Annotated in this window: 18 protein-coding genes and 1 tRNA gene; 16 read left to right on the top strand and 3 right to left on the bottom strand. The window is 47.0% G+C overall.

The genetic code is table 11. The features are described from left to right. The first annotated feature begins 7 nt into the window (after window positions 1-7). Window positions 8-643, top strand: coding sequence for a response regulator transcription factor (locus HMPREF9439_RS06545; RefSeq protein WP_008864234.1), 636 nt, complete (start codon window positions 8-10; stop codon window positions 641-643). Further along, the gene (locus tag HMPREF9439_RS06540) at window positions 640-2,043 is read left to right on the top strand and encodes an FAD-dependent oxidoreductase (RefSeq protein WP_008864233.1); all 1,404 of its coding nucleotides are present in this window, start codon (window positions 640-642) and stop codon (window positions 2,041-2,043) included. Before HMPREF9439_RS06545 ends, HMPREF9439_RS06540 begins: the two co-directional genes overlap by 4 nt. Before the next feature lie 80 nt (window positions 2,044-2,123). Here the strand turns inward: HMPREF9439_RS06540 and HMPREF9439_RS06535 are convergent, their stop codons facing one another. Continuing rightward, the gene (locus HMPREF9439_RS06535; protein ID WP_008864232.1) at window positions 2,124-3,920 is read right to left on the bottom strand and encodes an FAD-dependent oxidoreductase; all 1,797 of its coding nucleotides are present in this window, start codon (window positions 3,918-3,920) and stop codon (window positions 2,124-2,126) included. A gap of 675 nt (window positions 3,921-4,595) precedes the next feature. Between HMPREF9439_RS06535 and HMPREF9439_RS06530 the strand changes: the two genes are divergently transcribed. Beyond that, window positions 4,596-5,072, top strand: a complete 477-nt coding sequence (locus HMPREF9439_RS06530; protein WP_008864230.1) for a YccF domain-containing protein — start codon at window positions 4,596-4,598, stop codon at window positions 5,070-5,072. Window positions 5,073-5,168: 96 nt separating this feature from the next. Here the strand turns inward: HMPREF9439_RS06530 and HMPREF9439_RS06525 are convergent, their stop codons facing one another. Next, window positions 5,169-5,960 (bottom strand): ABC transporter permease, encoded by a 792-nt coding sequence (locus tag HMPREF9439_RS06525; RefSeq protein WP_008864229.1) that lies wholly within the window; start codon window positions 5,958-5,960, stop codon window positions 5,169-5,171. Further along, entirely contained in the window at window positions 5,957-6,874 is a 918-nt protein-coding gene (locus HMPREF9439_RS06520; RefSeq protein ID WP_157645850.1) for an ABC transporter ATP-binding protein, read from the bottom strand. The genes HMPREF9439_RS06525 and HMPREF9439_RS06520 overlap by 4 nt, the downstream gene beginning before the upstream one ends. A 233-nt stretch (window positions 6,875-7,107) precedes the next feature. Between HMPREF9439_RS06520 and hutW the strand changes: the two genes are divergently transcribed. From hutW to HMPREF9439_RS06455, 13 genes are all read left to right on the top strand, one after another. Further along, window positions 7,108-8,499: a heme anaerobic degradation radical SAM methyltransferase ChuW/HutW gene (gene hutW / locus HMPREF9439_RS06515; protein ID WP_008864227.1), complete on the top strand. Its 1,392-nt coding sequence runs from the start codon at window positions 7,108-7,110 to the stop codon at window positions 8,497-8,499. Beyond that, window positions 8,496-10,580: a TonB-dependent receptor plug domain-containing protein gene (locus tag HMPREF9439_RS06510; RefSeq protein ID WP_008864226.1), complete on the top strand. Its 2,085-nt coding sequence runs from the start codon at window positions 8,496-8,498 to the stop codon at window positions 10,578-10,580. The genes hutW and HMPREF9439_RS06510 overlap by 4 nt, the downstream gene beginning before the upstream one ends. Window positions 10,581-10,614: 34 nt before the next feature. Further along, window positions 10,615-11,199: an MptD family putative ECF transporter S component gene (locus HMPREF9439_RS06505; RefSeq protein ID WP_008864225.1), complete on the top strand. Its 585-nt coding sequence runs from the start codon at window positions 10,615-10,617 to the stop codon at window positions 11,197-11,199. Continuing rightward, window positions 11,177-11,947: an energy-coupling factor transporter transmembrane component T family protein gene (locus HMPREF9439_RS06500; RefSeq protein WP_008864224.1), complete on the top strand. Its 771-nt coding sequence runs from the start codon at window positions 11,177-11,179 to the stop codon at window positions 11,945-11,947. Before HMPREF9439_RS06505 ends, HMPREF9439_RS06500 begins: the two co-directional genes overlap by 23 nt. Beyond that, window positions 11,944-13,365, top strand: coding sequence for an ABC transporter ATP-binding protein (locus HMPREF9439_RS06495; protein WP_008864223.1), 1,422 nt, complete (start codon window positions 11,944-11,946; stop codon window positions 13,363-13,365). Before HMPREF9439_RS06500 ends, HMPREF9439_RS06495 begins: the two co-directional genes overlap by 4 nt. Before the next feature lie 16 nt (window positions 13,366-13,381). Beyond that, entirely contained in the window at window positions 13,382-13,891 is a 510-nt protein-coding gene (hutX, locus tag HMPREF9439_RS06490) for a heme utilization cystosolic carrier protein HutX (RefSeq protein WP_008811902.1), read from the top strand. Between the two features lie 13 nt (window positions 13,892-13,904). After that, window positions 13,905-14,411 (top strand): flavodoxin family protein, encoded by a 507-nt coding sequence (locus HMPREF9439_RS06485; RefSeq protein ID WP_008864222.1) that lies wholly within the window; start codon window positions 13,905-13,907, stop codon window positions 14,409-14,411. A 2-nt stretch (window positions 14,412-14,413) separates the two neighbouring features. Next, a complete protein-coding gene (locus HMPREF9439_RS06480) occupies window positions 14,414-15,055 on the top strand; it encodes a MotA/TolQ/ExbB proton channel family protein (RefSeq protein WP_008864221.1) in 642 nt (213 codons plus the stop codon). Between the two features lie 16 nt (window positions 15,056-15,071). Further along, window positions 15,072-15,464 carry an ExbD/TolR family protein gene (locus HMPREF9439_RS06475; protein ID WP_008864220.1) on the top strand — a complete coding sequence of 131 codons (393 nt, stop codon included), beginning with the start codon at window positions 15,072-15,074 and terminating at the stop codon, window positions 15,462-15,464. Window position 15,465: 1 nt separating this feature from the next. Continuing rightward, window positions 15,466-16,278 carry an energy transducer TonB gene (locus tag HMPREF9439_RS06470; protein WP_008864219.1) on the top strand — a complete coding sequence of 271 codons (813 nt, stop codon included), beginning with the start codon at window positions 15,466-15,468 and terminating at the stop codon, window positions 16,276-16,278. Between the two features lie 108 nt (window positions 16,279-16,386). Continuing rightward, window positions 16,387-16,477, top strand: a tRNA-Ser gene (locus tag HMPREF9439_RS06465). 692 nt (window positions 16,478-17,169) lie between these two features. Next, window positions 17,170-17,838, top strand: coding sequence for an amino acid ABC transporter permease (locus HMPREF9439_RS06460; RefSeq protein WP_008811908.1), 669 nt, complete (start codon window positions 17,170-17,172; stop codon window positions 17,836-17,838). A 27-nt stretch (window positions 17,839-17,865) separates the two neighbouring features. Continuing rightward, complete coding sequence (locus tag HMPREF9439_RS06455; protein WP_008864218.1) at window positions 17,866-18,693, top strand: amino acid ABC transporter ATP-binding protein; 828 nt, start codon at window positions 17,866-17,868, stop codon at window positions 18,691-18,693. Window positions 18,694-18,712: the final 19 nt, after the last annotated feature.

Below are 18,712 nucleotides of genomic sequence, written 5' to 3'. Positions count from 1 at the left end.
AAAGTTTATGTCCGAAATTTCTCCGCTGGTTCGTTTAGTTGATGATGACGACGCGTTCAGGGAGAGCCAAAAGCTCTTTTTATCTATGTGCGGGTATGAGGTGAAAGATTGGGCTGATCCGGTTCGCTTTTTGGAAGAAGACGATCCCCGCGTCCCTGGTTGTCTTGTGCTCGATATAAGAATGCCTGAGATGACGGGCCTTGAATTGCAGCGAGCGCTTTACGTACGAGGCAATAAGTTACCCATTATCTTTTTGACGGGTCACGGAGATATCGAAACGGCCGTATATACCATGAAATATGGGGCTGTAGATTTTTTCGAAAAACGCGGTGATCCTCTCAAACTTCGAGACTCTGTTTCCAAGGCTTGCGAAAGATCTCGTCAATACTGGAGGCAGAAAAAAGAAGAGGAAAAGTTTGAAGAAACCTTCAATTCTTTGACGAACCGGGAAAAAGATGTCATTGTGCTCGCAGCCAAAGGGGCGAGCAATCGTGAAATTGCTGATCAACTGGGAATCGGACAAGAAACAGTAAAAATGCATTGTTCAAACGCATACGGCAAGCTGGGGGTGAGATCTCGGTTAGAAGCTTATCAATGGCTTCAGAAAGTGCCCGGAGACGTTTTTAAGGAGAAGGCTCCATGATTTCCAGAAGGAGTTTAATTACTTATTTTCCTCTTTGCGTTTCATCAGCTTACTTGCCTAAGGCCTTCCCGGAAGAGCTTGAATGGGACGTGATCGTTGTCGGCAGCGGGATGGCAGGTCTCTGTGCCGCGTTGTCTGCCAAGGAAAATGGTGCAGAAAAAGTCTTGATTTTAGAAAAAGGACCTTTAATCGGAGGACACACCCTTTTTTCCAGCGGGACAATTTCAGCCATGATTAGAGGGGATAAACGACGTAGTAAAGGACTTCGAGACAGCGTCGAGCTTTTCGTCAAAGATGCCTATGAATTAGGTGAAAGAAAAGGAAATCTTGAAATTTTGGAACAAATCGCCCTTCATTCGGAAGAGGGATTGGATTGGTTAGAGGCGAAGGGTGTGGTTTTCGGAGAACCTTTTCAGGCTAAATCCGGCTTGCGCGCACGTGGGTTTTCTATGCCGGGAAATTCAGCAGGCAGAAGTTATGTCATGATTTTGAATCATGCTCGTGTGCAGGAGAATATCCCGCTTTTTCTTGAGCATCGACTTCTAGCGCTAATCCCAATCGCTGAGGGCTGGTCTGTGTTGGCTGACACTCCAGAGGGGGATAAAACTTTTAGAACCAAGTCGTTGGTTTTGGCAACCGGCGGTTCGACTGCTAATGTTTTTAGGCGCCTCGACTATGATCGTCGCCTTGGAATCAATTTAAAAACCAGTGCTAATCCGTGGGGAAATAATTGGGACGGTGCAGATGGAGATGCATTAGATATCGGAGAGAAAATCGGTTTAAAAGTTACTCAGGGGAACGGGTATCAGATTGTTCCTTTTTGGGGCGGTCGGGTTCTTGACTATGCTGGAGGCGACATTTATTTAAATGCTGAGGGAGAAAGATTTGTCGATGAAAATCTTCCATGGCATAAGATCGTAGAGGTCATTTTGGAATGGCCGAAAACTGAATTCACTGTCATTACAGATACGCAGTCCGAGAAAGGAGCGACTCTTGGAGTCAAACTACTGAGCGGAATTGTTAAGAAAGCCTCTTCTATCCGTGAGGTGGCGGTAGGGATGGGAATTCCGGAAGAAAAGCTTCGTAAAACTTTAGATGAATATAACCAATCTGTCGAAGCCGGGAGAGATAAATTCGGTAAAACGGTATTTACCCAGCGGATTGAAAAACCTCCGTTCTATTGGGGAAAAGAAAATATTTATATCCATACGAGTCTGGACGGACTGAAGACCGATGAAGAGGCTCGTGTTCTTGACAAGGACGGCAGAGTAGTTCTCGGTTTATTTGCGGCCGGAGAGGTTGTGGGAGGTATTTTTGGTAAAGACAGGATCGGCGGAGGCTCGTTGGCAAATTGCTTAGTAATGGGTCGCATCAGCGGTAAAAATGCAGCTCGATCTTAAGGTTTATTCCGTTTTCGGGATAAGACATAAAAAGACCTTGTGTGGATCTCACAAGGTCTTCCAGGACGGTAGAGGAACTCTTATTTAATTTGATCAGCAATACGGTCTGCTGCAAATTTACCGCTGGTTAATGCCCAACCGACATTGGCACCGGCAGGAGAATCATCTCCCATTGTGCCCCCGACCAATTCACCGGCAGCGTATAGATTTCCGATCGTACTGCCATCCTTGCGAACGACATTGAGTTTATCGTTAGTGACTAAGCCGCCCATCGTAGTAGCGAATCTAGGTTTCTGCTCTACGATGTAATAAGGTCCGTGAGAAGAGATTTCGCTCTTCATGTATTGGAGGGGACGGTTAAAGTCAGCGTCTTTCTTGGTTTTTACGAATTCGTTGTAACGAGCAACGGTCTTAGCAAGATTTTCAGCATTGATCCCCGCTTTCTTAGCAGCTTGTTCGAGCGTAGCGCCTTTAACAAAGAGAGGAGACGACTTTCCGTCTTGTGCTAAATACTTATCAGCGTCTTCGTGGGAAACACCTGTTTCGGGAAGGCGTTTGTAAAAACCTTTCCAAGAGCCTTCATCCATAAATACGTAGGCCTGTTTGTTGGAGGTTTCCATCATCGGGTCCAAGATATGGCGATTGCTCGCTTTTTCATTGACAAATCGCTTCCCGTTAACGTCTACTAGGATTCCTGAGTGGTCGAAGGCACCGACGTTGGCATAAATCGTGGATTTTGCTTTTCCGGGAGAGACTTCGATACCGTTTGGATAACGTTTTCCATACTGCATCAGCTGGGTCTTAGCGCCTAAAGACAAGGCCATTTGATGTCCGTCGCCGGTTGAAGAGACAGGCCCATAGTACAGGGCACTCTTGACCGGTTCGGAAAGCATTTCTTTGTTATTTCCGAATCCGCCGGTTGTCAGCAGAGTGGCCTTTGAAGTGATAGTGTAAGTCACGCCATTATTATCGACAGCGCGCACCCCTGTGACATTTCCTTTGTCGTCTGTCAAAAGTTTTTGTACACGTGTGTTGTAAAGAACATTGGCACCGTTCTCGCTGATCACTTTCTTAAGGTGCTGAGCCATCGTCTTGGCTCCCCCTTGGAATTCCAGCGCGCGTCGATGCGAATACTCCGCAAGATAAGGCAAATCATTTGGAATGAATTTCACTCCGACTTTGTCATGCAGCCAATCGATTGTTTGTCCAACATTATGGGCGTACAAAGACAGCATGCGTTTGTCATTAAGATTATGCCCGTTGGCAAGGAAGTCCTTCATCATGGATTCCGGACTGTCTTTGGTTGAACCAAATTGTTTCTGAAGTTTTGATCCCTGAGCAACGACTTGGCCTCCCGAAATCGCGGCAGCTCCGCCGATGTAAGGCATTTTTTCAACGAGGACTACTTTTAATCCCCTCATTCTGCCTTCGATCGTAGCAGCCATTCCGGATCCGCCTCCTCCGACAACAACCATATCTGCTGACAATTTTTCTTCTTTGGTTTGTTTTTTAGTGATTACCGGGATGAGTTGGTCGGGCTTTACGCCTGCTTGTTCAATGCATTTATTTACCGCAGAGAAAATAGCCTTGGAAGTTATCGAAGCTCCTGCAATGCCGTTGATCTTAGTTGACTGCGCATTAAGAATCTTTTTCGGAAGCTCGGAAGCTGCTACAGTGCCAATTCCTTCGGTTTCCGTTTGCTTAACGATCCGAATGGAATCGATTTTATGCTCTGAAAAGGTTGTTTTGACTACAACGGGGCCGTGAATTCCATCGGCAGAAGCCTCATAAGTCCCAGCTCTAAAAGTGACATCAGAAGCTTGGACAACCAAAGGAAGTGCGGCTAGAAGGGCAGAAGTGAGTAAAAGTTTTTTCATGTGAAAACCTCTTGATAGACAATAGTCAGTCTAGTGAGGCAGCCAGCTGATCGATACCCCTGTACGGGGGAGGAAAAGAGAATTTCTTCTTTATTTTTTATGAACTTTGGCTTTTGCAACTTCGGAAAACAAAAGAGGATTCAGAGAAGAGCGGCTCCTAAACTCTATAGCTAGGCGGCAGATATAAGCCAAACTCGAGAAGAGAGTTTTTGTCAGCAGGCAGCAAGAAATCCTATTTGATGTCTCAAAGAAAGAATTTGTTCGATTTAAATCCCTTACTCTTTAACCTTATTTGCTTTTTTGCGACATATTTGTCAGTTTTATTAGAATAAACGTTGATTTAGAAGCAATATCATTATTAGAATTTGAAAATACCATTTAAATAATCAAGATATGTAGTGAAACGATTTTTTCTTCCTGAACGATGCAATCTTACCTAGCGTGCAATCATTGGGAAAACGGCAGGCAGAATCATTGATTCGTCTGTCGATTTTTTTTACAACTCACTTTCTGTTGAAATAAGATTACTCAAGTTCGCGCCGATGATTTGAATTATGCGATGGCTAGAAAAACCCGTAACGGACAATGACCTATCGCCGTCTAACCCGAGTTCAGGAAGGCCTCTTCAGTAAAATATCTCCGCTTAATTGCCTCTTACTTGATTGGAAATATTGAATGCGTACCTTAGGAAATATTATTTGGAACATCCCATTTCTAGGCTTTGTTACGGCGGCTCTCGTTTTTCTGATTGGCCTTTTGTTTGTTGTTACGATCATCGCAGCGCCGATCGGTCTAGGTCTCATCCAGTATTCGAAATTTTTGCTCCTGCCGTTTTCCTATGACATGGTTTCTAAATCTGAGATAGACGGCGATGCAGATAAAAATATTCTTTGGCAAACATACGGATTCATTCTAAAAGCGGTCTACGTACTCTTTTTGGGCATCCCGATGGTCATACTGACTCTGGTACAGATTGTCTGCTGTTTTTGCAGCATTATCGGTATTCCGGTTGCCATTGTGATGGCTAAATCGCTCGGAACTCTGCTTCAGCCGGTCGGAAAAGTTTGCGTTGACCATTCTGTTGCTCAAGCGCTGCTTGTTGAGCAAGGAAGAAGCCAGCTGGCTGCCAGGAACAAAATTGAGCGGCAGTGATCTGAGTATTCATCGGCTATGGTGCCTGAGCAGCCGACGGTTCCTTACATTTCTCGGCTCCCTGAATAGTTGTCTTTACTGAATTGCCGTTAATAATTATCTCCGGATCTTGTATCCAACCTGCAATAAATACGTCGCAAAGGCTGCTGCAGCCACGCCTGAGATCGTTACAACAGACAGGCTGACCCATGGATTGAAGTCGCTTTGGGAGAAAAAACCGTACCGAAATCCGTCAATGATGTAGAAGAACGGATTAAATCTCGATAAAGTCTGGAAAATCGGGGGCAGCTGGTTAATCGAATAGAAGACACCTGAAAGGAAGGTTAGCGGCAGAATAACAAAACTTTGAAAAGCTCCGACCTGATCAAACTTATCAGCCCATAATCCGCAGATAAGGCCTAGGGACCCCATAAGAGCGGCGCCCATAAACCCAAAGACCAAAATCCAAAGAATATGGTCCATCGGAGGAGGAGACCAAAGGAACGAAGCAAGCAAAACACCTGCGCCGACGATTAAGGCACGTACAATAGAGGCGCCGATCATCGCTAATGACAGCTCCCAGCCGGCAAAGGGCGGCAGCTGGATAAAAATCAGACTTCCCATGATTTTCGAAGACAACATCGAAGAAGAGCTGTTTCCGAAAGCGTTCTGCAGCATCGTCATCATTACGAGACCGGGAACAAGGAAGTGCAGGTAATTCACGCCGTCAAAAGTCGGCATTTTGCCGGCTAAGACTTGCCCGAACACGAGCAAATACAAAAGTCCCATGAGAACCGGTGCAAAAATCGTCTGAAGCGCAATTTTTTTAAATCGGAGAATCTCTTTTTCCAACAGTGTCAGGAAGGATGCTCCCGGTCGGTAAGGCTGCGGTTTTATTTTGAAATTCATTTTGATGTAATTCTCATAAAGACTTCTTCTAAGTTGGCTTTACCGATTTCCAAGCCCTCCGGCTCTAAACAGCGCTTATGTAGCTCGTCGAGAAGAGTTCTTAGAGCTTCGGGATTGTCATAATTAAGACAATAGAAACCGTCTTGCAGTTTCTCGACTTGAATCGGGAAATCCTCTGGCAGCGGTCTTGAAAGCGTAAAAACGACACGATCTTTGGAATATTTCTTCAGAAGATCGCGTGTGTTTTCCAAAGCCGCAATGCGTCCGTGATTGAGCATGGCGACGTTTCTGCATAGTCTTTCCGCTTCTTCAAGGTAATGCGTTGTCAAAATAATCGTGTGACCTTTACGATTGAGTTCTTCCATAAAGGTCCACAGCGAATGACGAAGGTTGATGTCGACGCCGGCCGTCGGTTCATCTAAAACGATCAGAGGAGGTTTGTGTACAAGAGCTTGAGCAATTAAGACACGTCTTTTCATACCTCCGGACAAGCGCATAACGCTTTCTTTCTTTTTATCAGCTAAATCCAGGACCTCAAGCAGTTCATTGAGCCATTTGTCGTTATGACGCAGACCGAAATATCCGCTTTGCAGTCTTAATGTCTCCCAAACGCTCAAGAAAGGATCAAAAGTAATTTCTTGAGGAACAATGCCGATCGCCATCTTGAATTGCTGCCAGTCCCTGCGAATGTCAAAACCAAGAACAGATACATCTCCGCAGTCGGGGGTTACCGTCTTGGCTAAAACGCCGATCAAAGTGCTCTTGCCAGCGCCGTTAGGTCCGAGCAAGCCGAAAAAATCACCTTGTTCAATCGAAAAGCTGACATCCGAAAGTGCTTTTTTCTGATTTTTACCGGCGTGAAAACTCTTTGAAATGCCGGCAATTCGAAGTGCAGGAATACTGAAATCAGCCACTGAAATTTCCTCTTTAAATTGCTTCACTAAACATAATTATTTTTATGAACAACGAGTTAACTCGACGGAGTAATTGGTTATCAAAAATTTATTTATATCGGGAGTTTTTAAATTTTTATACATTTTGAGGGTTAAAACTCGGGTAAACGATAATAATAATCGTTTGTATTAAAATTGTCTTAGCGCTAAATTTATTCAAATGATAATCATTATCAATACGATATTTTAGCATTATGCAAGCACAACACACTGACCGAGAGAAAGCAGTCCCGATGTTTAATGCTTTCCAGAGAAGAGTGCCGGACGACATCAGTCGTTGGCTGGCCAAAGTTTCTCAGAATCCGATTGTCGAAGCTTTTCCGGAAAAGATTGATATCCATCCGGGGATGGACAGCTCCATGCTCCTGCCTACGGAAATGCCGGAGGTGCTTTCCGAACTCGTTTCTAAACCTCGTACACGCCGAACGGTTGCCTATATCAACGTTCCCTACTGCGAAACTCGCTGCTTGTATTGCTTGTTCTATATCAAGCCGTATCGAAACAAAGAAGAAAGCAAGGCTTTTGCCGATACTTTAATCAAAGAACTTCAGCTTTGGTCAGACAAACCGGTGCAAAAGGGTGAGCCCGTACACGCTGTATATTTCGGCGGCGGTACGCCTACTGCTTTGGAAGCCTGTGATATTGAAAGAATCATCAAAGCCGTTCGCCGCTATCTTCCGCTCGCCAATGACTGCGAAATCACTTATGAAGGGCGTTTGTCCGGTTTTGGAACTGACAAAATGGAAGCCGCTTTGGCCGGGGGCGCCAACCGTTTCTCTCTGGGGGTCCAGAGTTTTGATACGAAGATTCGTCAGGCTGTCGGCCGCCGCTCAGATAAGGAAACCTTGATTCGTCAGCTCGAGAAACTGATGAGCTATGATCAGGCAGCTGTCGTGATTGATTTGATTTACGGTTTTCCGTTCCAGACCTTGGAAACTTGGAAAGAAGACTTACGAATTGGCCGAGAGCTTAACCTTGACGGCATCGACTGCTACCAGCTCCGCGTGTTTGAGAAGTCTCCTCTTTATAAATATATTCAGAACGGCAAACTTCCTCCCGGACCGGATCATGAACTTCGCGCTGCGATGTTCCAGGAAGCCGTGCAAAGCATGCATGAAGCAGGCTGGAAGCGCCTTTCCATCTCCCATTGGGCTTCAAACACCCGTGAACGAAATTTTTATAACTACTACGCAAAGACCCGTACCGATTGTTTAGCTTTCGGTCCCGGCGCCGGCGGCAACTTAAGCGGTTACGGCTTCATGCAGCACCGTCAGCCGGATGCTTGGGCCAAGGCTGTCGAAAGCGGTGTCAAACCAATTGCCATGATGACCAAACCGCCTCTGTTCTGGGAACTGGGACGTGCGGTCGCTGAGCAGCTTGAATTGAATTTCTTTAACCCTTCCCAACTGGCTCACGAGTTTTCTGAGAAGTTTGCAACTTTGTGGAATCCATTGATCGATAACTGGACTGAAGCAGGGCTCCTTGCCCCCGTCGGAAACCGTTTTGAACTTACGGTTTCCGGCCAATTTTGGCAAGGCCGTATGACTCAGCATCTCCTCGACTACTTCAAATCTCAGACAAAATGACCACTAAATTGACTTTTAAATTGTCGGCCGCAGCTGCTTTAACCTTGTGCGCACTGGCCGTTCAGGCAGAAGAAACCGTTCAAACCTCTGAAGTGACGGTAACCGCAAGCCGCGTTGAACAGCAGCTTCTCGAAGTTCCGATGGCTGTCACGGTTGTGACCAATCAGGAAATCCAGGAATCATCCGCCCGCAATGTCGGAGAACTCCTGGAAGACATTCCGGGGGTTATGGTTAATAACGCCGGTTCTCAAGGCTTAAAGCGCGTTTCCATCCGCGGGGAAGATACCTTCAGAACCCTGACTCTCATTGATGGCCAGAAGATTTCCGAACAGAAATCCATGTCCGGCGCTTCGATTCTTATCGATCCGAGCTCCATTGAACGCATTGAAGTGATCAAAGGACCGGCCTCCGTGCTTTACGGTTCTGACGCTTTAGGGGGTGTGGTAAATATCATCACAAAAAAAGGATCTAAGAAACCTTTTGAAGCTGAGGGTTCTGTTGCTTGGAACGGCGCCGGTCACGGTTGGGCAGAAACGATTTCTCTCGGCGGAACCTATAAAGGTTTAAATTACCATTTGGACGCCGGTTATCAGAGTCACGGCAACATCAAGACGCCGCTGGGATATCAAAAAGGCACTGACTTCCGTCAGAAGAATGCTTCTGCTTTCCTGAGCTATGACTTCAATGAGCATTTCACAGCCGGTCTGCGTGCGGATACTTTTGACAGCGACATCAATTCCTCTAGCTGGGAATACGAACAAGACCCGAACAGCGAGTTCTTTGTTCGCATTCCGAAGTGGAAGCGAGACAAGGTTGCACTCTTTGCAGAAGGCAAGAACCTTAATGAATACCTGACCCGTCTGCGTTGGGACGGCTATTGGCAGAAGAACCATAAGAACATGAGAAATTATGTTTCTCAGCCACAAGGCCCCATGAAAGTTGTTACCGATTCTCACGCCGATAACCGAATCAAATCTTACGGAACAAGTCTTCAGGCTGACTGGCAGCTGGGAGAATCGAATTTCCTGATTACTGGTTACGAGTTTGTTCAGGATCAGTTGGAAGCTGATACCTTGGCCAAGACAACCATGGCGCCGATGCTCAATACCGTGACAAACCGTTATGTAAAGGGCAAAGAAACAACCAATGCGATTTTTGCATCCATGGAAACAACTTTGCCGATGGATTTCACGCTTAATTATGGCGTTCGATATACATGGGTTGATTCCAAGCTGAGCAAAGCTGTCGGGGTCAAAAACGGTTATGCGGGAATGGGCAGAGTTAAATATGTTAATGCTCCGGACGACAAGGTGGGTAAAGTCGGCAGCGATAAAAACAGCCGTCCCGTCTTTAACCTGAGCCTGAACTGGACGGGAATGCCGGATACCTCGCTGAGAGCGGGCTGGTCTCAAGGCTTCCGTGTTCCTAACCTCCAGGAAAAATACCTTATTAACAGTATGGGCGGTGGTACGACATTCGGCAACGCAGACCTTAAGCCTGAGAAATCAAACAACTTTGAGGTTGGAGCCCGTTATGCAGGAAATGCTCTAGAGGCAGACTTTGCTTTGTTCTACAACCTTGCAGACGACTATATTTCCTCCGTGCATATAAGCAAAACTGAGTATACCTATCTGAACGCTGATAAGGCCAAGACTTTCGGTGCGGAGCTCTCTGTGAACTTTAAGCCGACGGACCACTTCTTCCCCTATGCCAGCATGACTTGGCTGCGCAGAAAAACAGAGTGGGGCAGCGGAGTCTCGACCTATGATTCGGGCGTCGCAGGTTTCACGGCTCGTTATGGCGTGAAGACTGAGTTCGATGTCTTTAACGGTCGTTGGAATACGGATACCTACCTCAGAAGCAAGACCGCGTCAAAGTCTTATTCGCCATCCAGTAATGAGACGACCCGCGTTGCCGGTTATACAACGCTTAACTTTGCGACAACTTATCATTTCGGCCCTCAGAAGCGCTACATGGTCAGTGCTGAGGCTATCAACATTACCAATCAACTTTATTCCTACGGCGATTCGATCTACGAACCGGGACGGCACTTCAACTTCAAGCTGAGCGCTAAGTTCTAAGAAGTAATACGGATTCATTTCAACGGAAATCAACATGACGGAAATGGTATTGGAGAGAAAGGAGGGGCAGTCTTGGCTCAGAAGGTTCGGTGACCGCTGGGGTGCTCGTGACCTTGTGGTGATCGGGGTTTTTGCCGCAACCGCAAAACTCTCCACGGTTTTAATCGCTATGGTGGGCGGAGGAATGAATCCGGTCAGCCTTCTGCTTAAAAATGTGGTGTTCACTACATTGCTTGTGATCATGCTTTACAAAGTTAGACAGCCGGGAACTCTGACTCTCTTTGTAATCGTGAGCGCGCTGGTGAACTTCCTGCTTTTGGGCGGAAACGTCACACTTATTCCTCCGATGCTGGCGGCTGCACTTGTCTCCGAAGTCGTGATGAAGTTCGTTAAAAGCCTCGGCTGGAAAGGTGCCGTGTTCTGGGGTGTCGGCTGCTTTGACTTCCTTTCCAAAGGATTGTCTCTTGCAGTTTCCTATCTCATGATGCGCGAATCTCCCGCTTTGATGGCAGTAGTTCTTCCGATCGTTTTAATCGGCTATGCCGGTTCTTTGCTCGGTCTTTACACGGGCTGCCGTTCTATGAAGGAGTTAAGACATGCAGGCATCGTCCGCTTCTAAGTTTGATGTTTTAACGCGGCTGGATGTCCGCAGCAAAATGCTCATTGCCGCATTAGCGGCTGTGATGACGATTGCGCTTTCTTCTCTGAATTCGCAGCTGCTGCTTTTTACAACGTCGCTGCTTTATCTATTTGCGCTCGGTCGATACAAACTAATTTTTGTGAGCTATGCTGCCTCGCTTCTGATGATGGCGCTGTCCGTGGGATTTGCCTCTGTGTTGGCTTTGTTCATTCCTTCCATGGGTAAAAGTCTGGAACTGAGTTCTCTGTGTATTCCGTTCCTGAGAGCCCTGACAGTGATGAACACGATTTTGCCGATGGCTTTTACTGGAAGACTACAGAATATTCTTAACGGTCTTCAGCAGCTGAAGCTTCCGTTCATTATTTATCTTCCGGCCGCTGTGATTATTCGTTTTATTCCGACGTTTGCCGGCGATGTGAAGCAGATCTGGGAGTCTTTGAAGATAAGAGGTTTCAAGATCAATCCATGGCAGTGCACGATTCATCCGATTCGTACGACGCGTCTTTTGTTTACGCCGCTTCTCTTCAGAGCGCTCAAAACCAGCGACGAGTTGGGCATTGCAGCTGAACTCAAAGGTCTTCATGCCGGGAGTAATTCGGGTTCTATGCACAGAAGGAGATTCGGGAAGCATGACATCGCAGCCATTACCCTTGTTCTCTTAATCTGTACGGGGGCGGTTTTACTTCAAATTTACTTTCCTACCGACATTAAGGCGGCAATGAGATGATTGAACTGAAAAACGTCACTTATCGTTATCCGTTCTCTGACAGAAACGCGCTTGAAGATATTTCTTTGAAGGTTCGTCCCGGTGAAGCAGTGCTTTGCACGGGTGTCTCCGGGTGCGGCAAATCTACCTTAATCCGTCTGATTAACGGTCTTTGCCCGCATTATTTCGGAGGAGAACTTCAAGGAACCGTTCATGTTGCAGGTCAAGACAACCAAAAACTCAAACTGCATGAAATCAGCACCCGAGTCGGTACGTTGTTCCAAAACCCTGAAACGCAGTTTTTTGCGCTCGGTGTAGAAGAAGAGATGGCATTCAAACCCGAATCTCGAGGAATGCCTCCCGATAAAATCCGAGAGCTCATTGCTAAAACTTCTCAGCGTTTCGGTCTGAATTCCGTTTTAAAAAATACGATCCACGAACTTTCTCAGGGACAAAAACAGAAGGTCGGTCTGGCTTCCTTAATGATGGAACCGCTGCAGGTGCTGATTCTGGATGAACCGACAGGAAACCTCGATCCGGAATCTACGATGGATTTGGCCGAGGAGATTCTGCGGTTAAAAGAGAAGGGCGTTGCCGTCCTGATTGTCGACCATCGCTTGTACTGGTTAAAAGACGTGGCTGACCGCGTCTGCGTGATGGAAAAAGGAAGAATCGTCCAGGAGGGCACTTTTGATGATCTTAGCGACGAAGTCCGAGAACGCTACGGATTGAGAAAAGTCGATGTCGAAGATAAAAGACACGAACTTCCGTCGTTGTCCCAGGGCAAAGAAACCGTAATGAAGGTCTCGGATCTTTCGTTTGCTTACTCGAGAAAGCCGAAGATTTTTAACGGCACCGACTTGGAACTGCGCAAAGGTATAACAGGGCTTTTCGGCCCGAACGGTACCGGCAAAACGACTTTGGCCCGGATTCTCACAGGTTTAAATAAACCAGCCCAAGGGACACTAGAAATAAGAGGCAAGAAGGTCAAACCTCAGGAATGCCTTAAGCATGTTGCAGTGGTCCTCCAGAACGCAGACCATCAGCTGTATATGCGGACGGTTTTTGATGAGCTTCTGACAAGTCTGGAAGCTGCAGGCTGCCGAGGGGGTCAGCAAGCCGCCGAGGAGCTGCTGCAGCTTTTTGATCTGACAGAACTCAGAGACCGCCATCCGCATTCCCTTTCCGGCGGCCAGCAGCAAAGGCTAGTGATTGCCTGCGCGTTTGCCAAAAAACCGGATGTCATCATTTTGGATGAACCGACAAGCGGCTTAGACGGCGCAAATCTTCATCGAATTGCCGGCGCCCTGAGGCAGCTTTCTGACGAAGGCAAAGCCGTGCTTGTCATTACTCATGACCTGGAGCTAGTGGACATGGTGTGCGACAGCGCCATCAGACTCCCGCTTCAAAAAACAAATCTTTCAGCAACTTTTCAATAAATTAACCGGTAAACCTATGACAACAATCGTTGAACAGCAGAACAAAATTAATGAACTTTTAAACAGCGGCCGTCCCGTAACATTGGAGACGATTGCCCAGGCGCTCTCCGTGACAGCGCAGGAAGCGGCTCATCTTCTGCCGGAAGGTTCCGCCACCTTTGCTCCGGGTTCCGATTTTGAAAGCGTTTGGGCCGCGATCGCCGAATGGGAAAAAATTACTTTCATCGTGACTGCACACGGCAACGTCATCGAAGTTGAAACCAAACTCGTGACAGGCAAAGCAGCGATGGGCTACTACAATCTGATGGGAGGCAAGAGCCCGCTTCAAGGTCACTTTAAGTACGGCGACATTTCCGAGATCGGCTTTGTGACGATGCCGTTCATGGGCCGTGAAAGCCACTTCGCCGCTTTCTTTACAACTTCCGGCGAAGTTGCTTACTCCATGTACGTCGGCCGCGAAAAACACAAGTTAATTGAAAGCGCCAAAGAAAAATTCCTTGCCCTCCAGCAGAAGTACAAAGCTTAATGAGAGGAAGAGAATGAAAGTTTTAGTTGCATACGCCACCGTTACCGGAAACACTGAGATCATTGCCCGCGCCATTGCTTCCGCAATTCCCGGCGCCGATCTCAAAAAACTGCCCGCTGATCTTAATCCTCAGGATTACGACTTCATCTTTGCCGGTTTCTGGTGCGATAAGGGAACTCCGGATGAAGTCTGGCAGGCCTTCCAGAAAGACGCCAAAGCAAGACCGATCGCATACTTCGGAACCATGGGAGGTGATCCCAACAGCGAGCGCGGACAAGCCTGGGTGAATAAAGTGGCCGGTCTTTTCCCGTGCGAGAACTTCAAGGGTCTTCGTGTTTGGCAGGGCAAGATCGATCCGAAGATCTTGGCTGCTATGGCGAAGATGCCCGGAGCCAAACCGATGACGCCGGAGCGCCAGGCACGATTGGATGAAGCCGCCAAACATCCGACGGCCGAAGATCAGGCTCAGGCAGGAGCATGGGCTTTGGAGCTTCTTAAAAACTTCCGGAATGATAAATAAACATGGAAATTAAAGAGATTTACAGCCTGATCGGGTGCGCCGGTATCGCTCTAGTTGTAATCGGCATCTTTGCCTTGTACATTACCGTATGGAACTTTCTTTATCTAAGAGGGGTCCTCTCCAAGTTTAAACAGCATTTCCGCGGAATGGACAAAGTGACGCCGGAACGCATTCGCCGATATTTCGGAGAGAGCACTAATCCGCTGGAATGCATTGTGCGAGACATCGTTATGACACATGGCGCGCATTCCGACGACATTCGTGCAGAAGTCGCTTACCTGTTCCATAAGCACTTCAAGCCTGTGAACAATGCATTGACCTGGCTCAAGTTAATCTCAGCAGTTTCCCCGCTGCTGGGTCTTTTAGGTACGGTCATTGGCATGGTGACAGTTTTCCGCACAATCTCTGAAAATGTTTCTCCCGATCCGACAATGCTTGCGGGCGGCATCTGGACCGCTTTAATTACGACTGTGATGGGCTTGGTTGTCGCAATTCCGGCTTTGATGGCTTATTACTACCTGATGCTCAAGGTTAAAGAGCTTCGAATTGAAGCTGTGGAGTACAGTTATCGAGCTTTAAATATCCGCCGAGAACCTTGCCGCTGTGCTCAGAACTTGGAAGAAATTGAGCAAAAAGCGGCCTGAGACTTGAGACAAAGATATGTTTGACGAACTCGAAGAAGAGCCTCGGGTGGATTTGACGCCGCTCATAGACGTAATTTTCATGCTGGTCATCTTTTTTGTGATGACCATGACATTCAGCAAACCCGTGCTGGACGTCGTATTGCCTGCGGCCCAGAACTCCGAGGTCAAGAAAAAGTCTGCCGAACTCGTGATTAGTGTGAAGCCTGACGGAAAGTATTTCTTTAATGATCAAGAGATCCTCAAGGAAGATCTTCCTCGTTTTCTCTCCGAGCATCCGGAAGGCTCGCTCAACCTGATGGTTGATGAGAAGGCTCCGTTTGAGGCTTTTGTTTACTTGGCCGATCTTGCAAAAGTAAATAGGGAAGGCCGTTTCGTAATCAGTACCAAAGCATCTGTACCGCAGAATTAAGATGTTTAGCCCTTCACGCAAAGACAATGAATTACTTAAAGCCAAGCGGCTCTCCAAAGCTGCTTTGGCTGCCTTTGCCTGCGCGTTCGCTTGGGCAGGGTGCACCTTAAAAACAGATGTCCCGCAGTCTTCTCAGCAGCCACGGACGATAGAACTGAGTTTTTCTCAGATTCAGGATATTCAACCGGAAGAAGCACCGGAAGTCCGGCCGGAACCTCAACCACAACCGGTCATCGAAGAACCCAAAAAACTTCTCACAGATGAATCGGAATTTAAAGTCGAACCTGAAAAGGTTGTAGAAGAAAAGCTTCCTGAATCTGAAGCAAAACCGGTACCTCCGGCGCCCGTACCCGCTGAGCAGTCCAAACCGAAGAAGGCTGACCCGGAGAAACCTAAGCCTAAAGCTTTAGAGAAGCCGAAACCGGCTAAGAAGCCAAAAGAACCTAAGGCAGAAAAGGGAGAACCCGCGCTTCAAAAAGCTTCTGAATCTGCTGAAGCGAAGGCGGCCTCGCATGCTGTTGCAGAGCAGGCACCTAAAAGGAAAAGCATCACTGCAATGCTTGTGAGTTTGGTTGAAAAACACAAGCGTTATCCGAAAGCAGCGAGAAGGGCGGGAATGGAAGGCGTCGTTTTAGTGGAATTTACGGTCGACTCAAGCGGTAAAGTTACCGGCGCCTCAGTCATTAAGAAATCGGGCAACGGTCCCTTGGACTCAGCCTCTCAGGAGTTAAGCAATCGAATCATCGGGACGGCTTTTAATGTTCCTAATGCTGGGATGAAGATCCAGGTTCCGATTCGGTACAGTCTTGATTAACAAAAGATGAGAAACTTGAGTGAGGGAGGAGGGAGTAAGCGTTGCTGTCATTCATTTTTTGAGCGATTTGCCAGTTTTGGGAAATTGCGTATAATTCAATTCTCTTTCGGAAGGGTGGCAGAGCGGTTGAATGCAGCAGTCTTGAAAACTGTCGATGAGTGATCCTCATCCGTGGGTTCGAATCCCACCTCTTCCGCCAGCCTTAGGTGCGCTAAAAATCTTTCCTTTTCTCAAAAAGACCTATAAACCTGCCAATTCAATGGGTTTTGCAGTTTCACTTCCATCTAGTAGAACGTCTTATAAGCAATTGAATCCGCGGTTAGGTACTCATACAAGTTCATCTTTTAATCTTTCTTTGTAACTGTCTTATTCTCTAACTTCTTAATAAAAGGGCAGGCCTAAGCACTGACGTAATCTGTATAGCTTAGGTCCTCTTAACGAGCACCGGAGCTTATTATTGCGGGTTGGCTATTTTGACGGATTAAAGATGGGGTCCAGCGAAGGCTTCATAATCAAAGGCTTCGGTCAGGTTTGCGGTAAGAAGGATTGTTGAGCTCGTCTGAGACAACTCTCTCAGATAAACGGAAAGAGAACTTCTATAGCTAGGGCATTCGTTTTGATATGAGAACAGGAGTAAGAGAAAAGAGGGATTAAGTTAAAACTGGAGAAGAAAAGGTTGCAGTCGGGGCGTCGGGAGTTGAACCCGCTACGGCCTACCAAAACCTTTGGCTGCGCCCCGTAAAATGTTTTTCAGGCATCGCACAAATAATAATCTATCTTTTGCTCCAGAGCTAATTCAAATAAATAAGCAAAGAAGCAGATGGAGAGTAACTTACAATGTTACAAAGTTAATTTAAAAGAAGCCGACTTTATCAGAAGGAAGGGGCGCCAATGGATCCGCACGTATGGCAAGTAATGGTGGATGCTTTTCCGCAATTATTGTTCAAAGGCATCACTGTAACGATACCTTTGACGATCATTTCGTTCGCTCTTTCCATGGTCATTGCAGTCGTTGTAGCACTGATCCAGTACTCGAAAGTTCCGGTTCTTCGGCAAATTTGCCGCTTCTATGTCTGGGTGATTAGAGGAACGCCGCTGCTTGTGCAGCTGTATGTCGTTTTCTTCGGGCTGCCGAGTATTGGCATCATGGTGGACGCCTTCCTGGCCGCCGTTATTGTTTTCTCAATCAACGAAGGCGCCTATAACGCCGAAACGATTCGCGGCGCGTTAGAGTCAGTTCCTCAGGGCCAGATGGAAGCAGGACGCTGCGTCGGCCTCAATTATTTTCAGATCATGTGGCACGTCGTTCTGCCTCAGGCCTTTAGAACTGCGTTCCCGGCCTTGGGCAACTCCATGATTTCAATGGTTAAAGACACTTCTTTGGCGGCTAACATTACGGTGGCTGAGATGTTCTTCCAAGCCCAGAGAATTGCCGGAAGAACTTATGAAACTATGGCGGTGTACATCGAAGTCGCGCTCATTTATTTAATTTTCTCGACGATTCTTGAGTACTTACAGCGCCGCGGGGAAAAGAAACTCGGCAAATACGGTACAAACTAACGATTCATTTTTGCAGTCAAATTAGTAATGGAAAAAACCGATTCGCTCCTTCTCATAAGCCATGTGAAAAAATCTTTCGGCACCTTAGAAGTGTTGAAAGATATCAGCATCGATGTTTATAAAGGCGATGTGGTTTCAATTCTCGGACCGTCAGGCTCCGGAAAAACCACCTTGCTTCGCTGCGTCAATTTCCTGGAAAGGGCTGATTACGGGTCAATCAGTTTGGACGATAAGACTATCGATTTAAAAACGGCCACTAAAGAACAGGCGTCCGAAATCCAAAGAAAAACGGGCTTTGTTTTTCAGAACTACAATCTTTTTAGAAATAAGACGGCGCTTGAGAACATTACGCTTGGTCTGACTTCCGGCAGAGGCATGAGCAGAGCAGACGCGGTAAAAAAAGGCATGATGCTTCTCCGTAAGATTGGTCTGGAAGACAGAGCCAATTCCTATCCGAGCGAACTTTCCGGAGGTCAGCAGCAGCGGGTTGCAATTGCTCGGGCTCTCGCCACGGACCCGGAAATTATTTATTTTGATGAGCCTACTTCGGCTTTAGACCCTGAACTGACGGATGAAGTATTAGAGGTAATGCGTCAGCTCGCTCAAGAAGGCATGACAATGGTCGTGGTGACGCATGAAATGAACTTTGCTCGTAACGTTTCCAACAGAGTCATTTTTATGGATCATGGTTTGATTGTTGAGCAAGGCAGCCCCGAGCAGATTTTCGAACATCCTCAAAACGAACGTACCCGAGCTTTCCTTCGTTTGGCAAGCGGTTCTCAAGAGGCCCAGCGCTCAGCCTTGGAAGCCTTCAAGAAGCAGCGCGAAGCAGAAAACGCGATGAATTCTCTTTAATTTTTGTTGATGATTTAGA

The organism is Parasutterella excrementihominis YIT 11859 (assembly GCF_000205025.1).
GTDB classification, from domain to species: Bacteria; Pseudomonadota; Gammaproteobacteria; order Burkholderiales; family Burkholderiaceae_F; genus Parasutterella; species Parasutterella excrementihominis.
The sequence above is the reverse complement of the archived record's forward strand: the minus strand, read 5'-3'. Positions and strand labels throughout refer to the sequence as shown.

Bases quoted from the DNA above. Each gene is read 5' to 3' on its own strand.
- HMPREF9439_RS06500 (WP_008864224.1), top strand. From the start codon at position 11,177: ATGCAGGCATCGTCCGCTTCTAAGTTTGATGTTTTAACGCGGCTGGAT.
- HMPREF9439_RS06530 (WP_008864230.1), top strand. From the start codon at position 4,596: ATGCGTACCTTAGGAAATATTATTTGGAACATCCCATTTCTAGGCTTT.
- HMPREF9439_RS06545 (WP_008864234.1), top strand. From the start codon at position 8: ATGTCCGAAATTTCTCCGCTGGTTCGTTTAGTTGATGATGACGACGCG.
- hutX (WP_008811902.1), top strand. From the start codon at position 13,382: ATGACAACAATCGTTGAACAGCAGAACAAAATTAATGAACTTTTAAAC.
- HMPREF9439_RS06485 (WP_008864222.1), top strand. From the start codon at position 13,905: ATGAAAGTTTTAGTTGCATACGCCACCGTTACCGGAAACACTGAGATC.
- HMPREF9439_RS06505 (WP_008864225.1), top strand. From the start codon at position 10,615: ATGACGGAAATGGTATTGGAGAGAAAGGAGGGGCAGTCTTGGCTCAGA.
- HMPREF9439_RS06455 (WP_008864218.1), top strand. From the start codon at position 17,866: ATGGAAAAAACCGATTCGCTCCTTCTCATAAGCCATGTGAAAAAATCT.
- HMPREF9439_RS06475 (WP_008864220.1), top strand. From the start codon at position 15,072: ATGTTTGACGAACTCGAAGAAGAGCCTCGGGTGGATTTGACGCCGCTC.
- HMPREF9439_RS06460 (WP_008811908.1), top strand. From the start codon at position 17,170: ATGGATCCGCACGTATGGCAAGTAATGGTGGATGCTTTTCCGCAATTA.
- hutW (WP_008864227.1), top strand. From the start codon at position 7,108: ATGCAAGCACAACACACTGACCGAGAGAAAGCAGTCCCGATGTTTAAT.
- HMPREF9439_RS06470 (WP_008864219.1), top strand. From the start codon at position 15,466: ATGTTTAGCCCTTCACGCAAAGACAATGAATTACTTAAAGCCAAGCGG.
- HMPREF9439_RS06495 (WP_008864223.1), top strand. From the start codon at position 11,944: ATGATTGAACTGAAAAACGTCACTTATCGTTATCCGTTCTCTGACAGA.
- HMPREF9439_RS06540 (WP_008864233.1), top strand. From the start codon at position 640: ATGATTTCCAGAAGGAGTTTAATTACTTATTTTCCTCTTTGCGTTTCA.
- HMPREF9439_RS06535 (WP_008864232.1), bottom strand. From the start codon at position 3,920: ATGAAAAAACTTTTACTCACTTCTGCCCTTCTAGCCGCACTTCCTTTG.
- HMPREF9439_RS06510 (WP_008864226.1), top strand. From the start codon at position 8,496: ATGACCACTAAATTGACTTTTAAATTGTCGGCCGCAGCTGCTTTAACC.
- HMPREF9439_RS06480 (WP_008864221.1), top strand. From the start codon at position 14,414: ATGGAAATTAAAGAGATTTACAGCCTGATCGGGTGCGCCGGTATCGCT.
- HMPREF9439_RS06525 (WP_008864229.1), bottom strand. From the start codon at position 5,960: ATGAATTTCAAAATAAAACCGCAGCCTTACCGACCGGGAGCATCCTTC.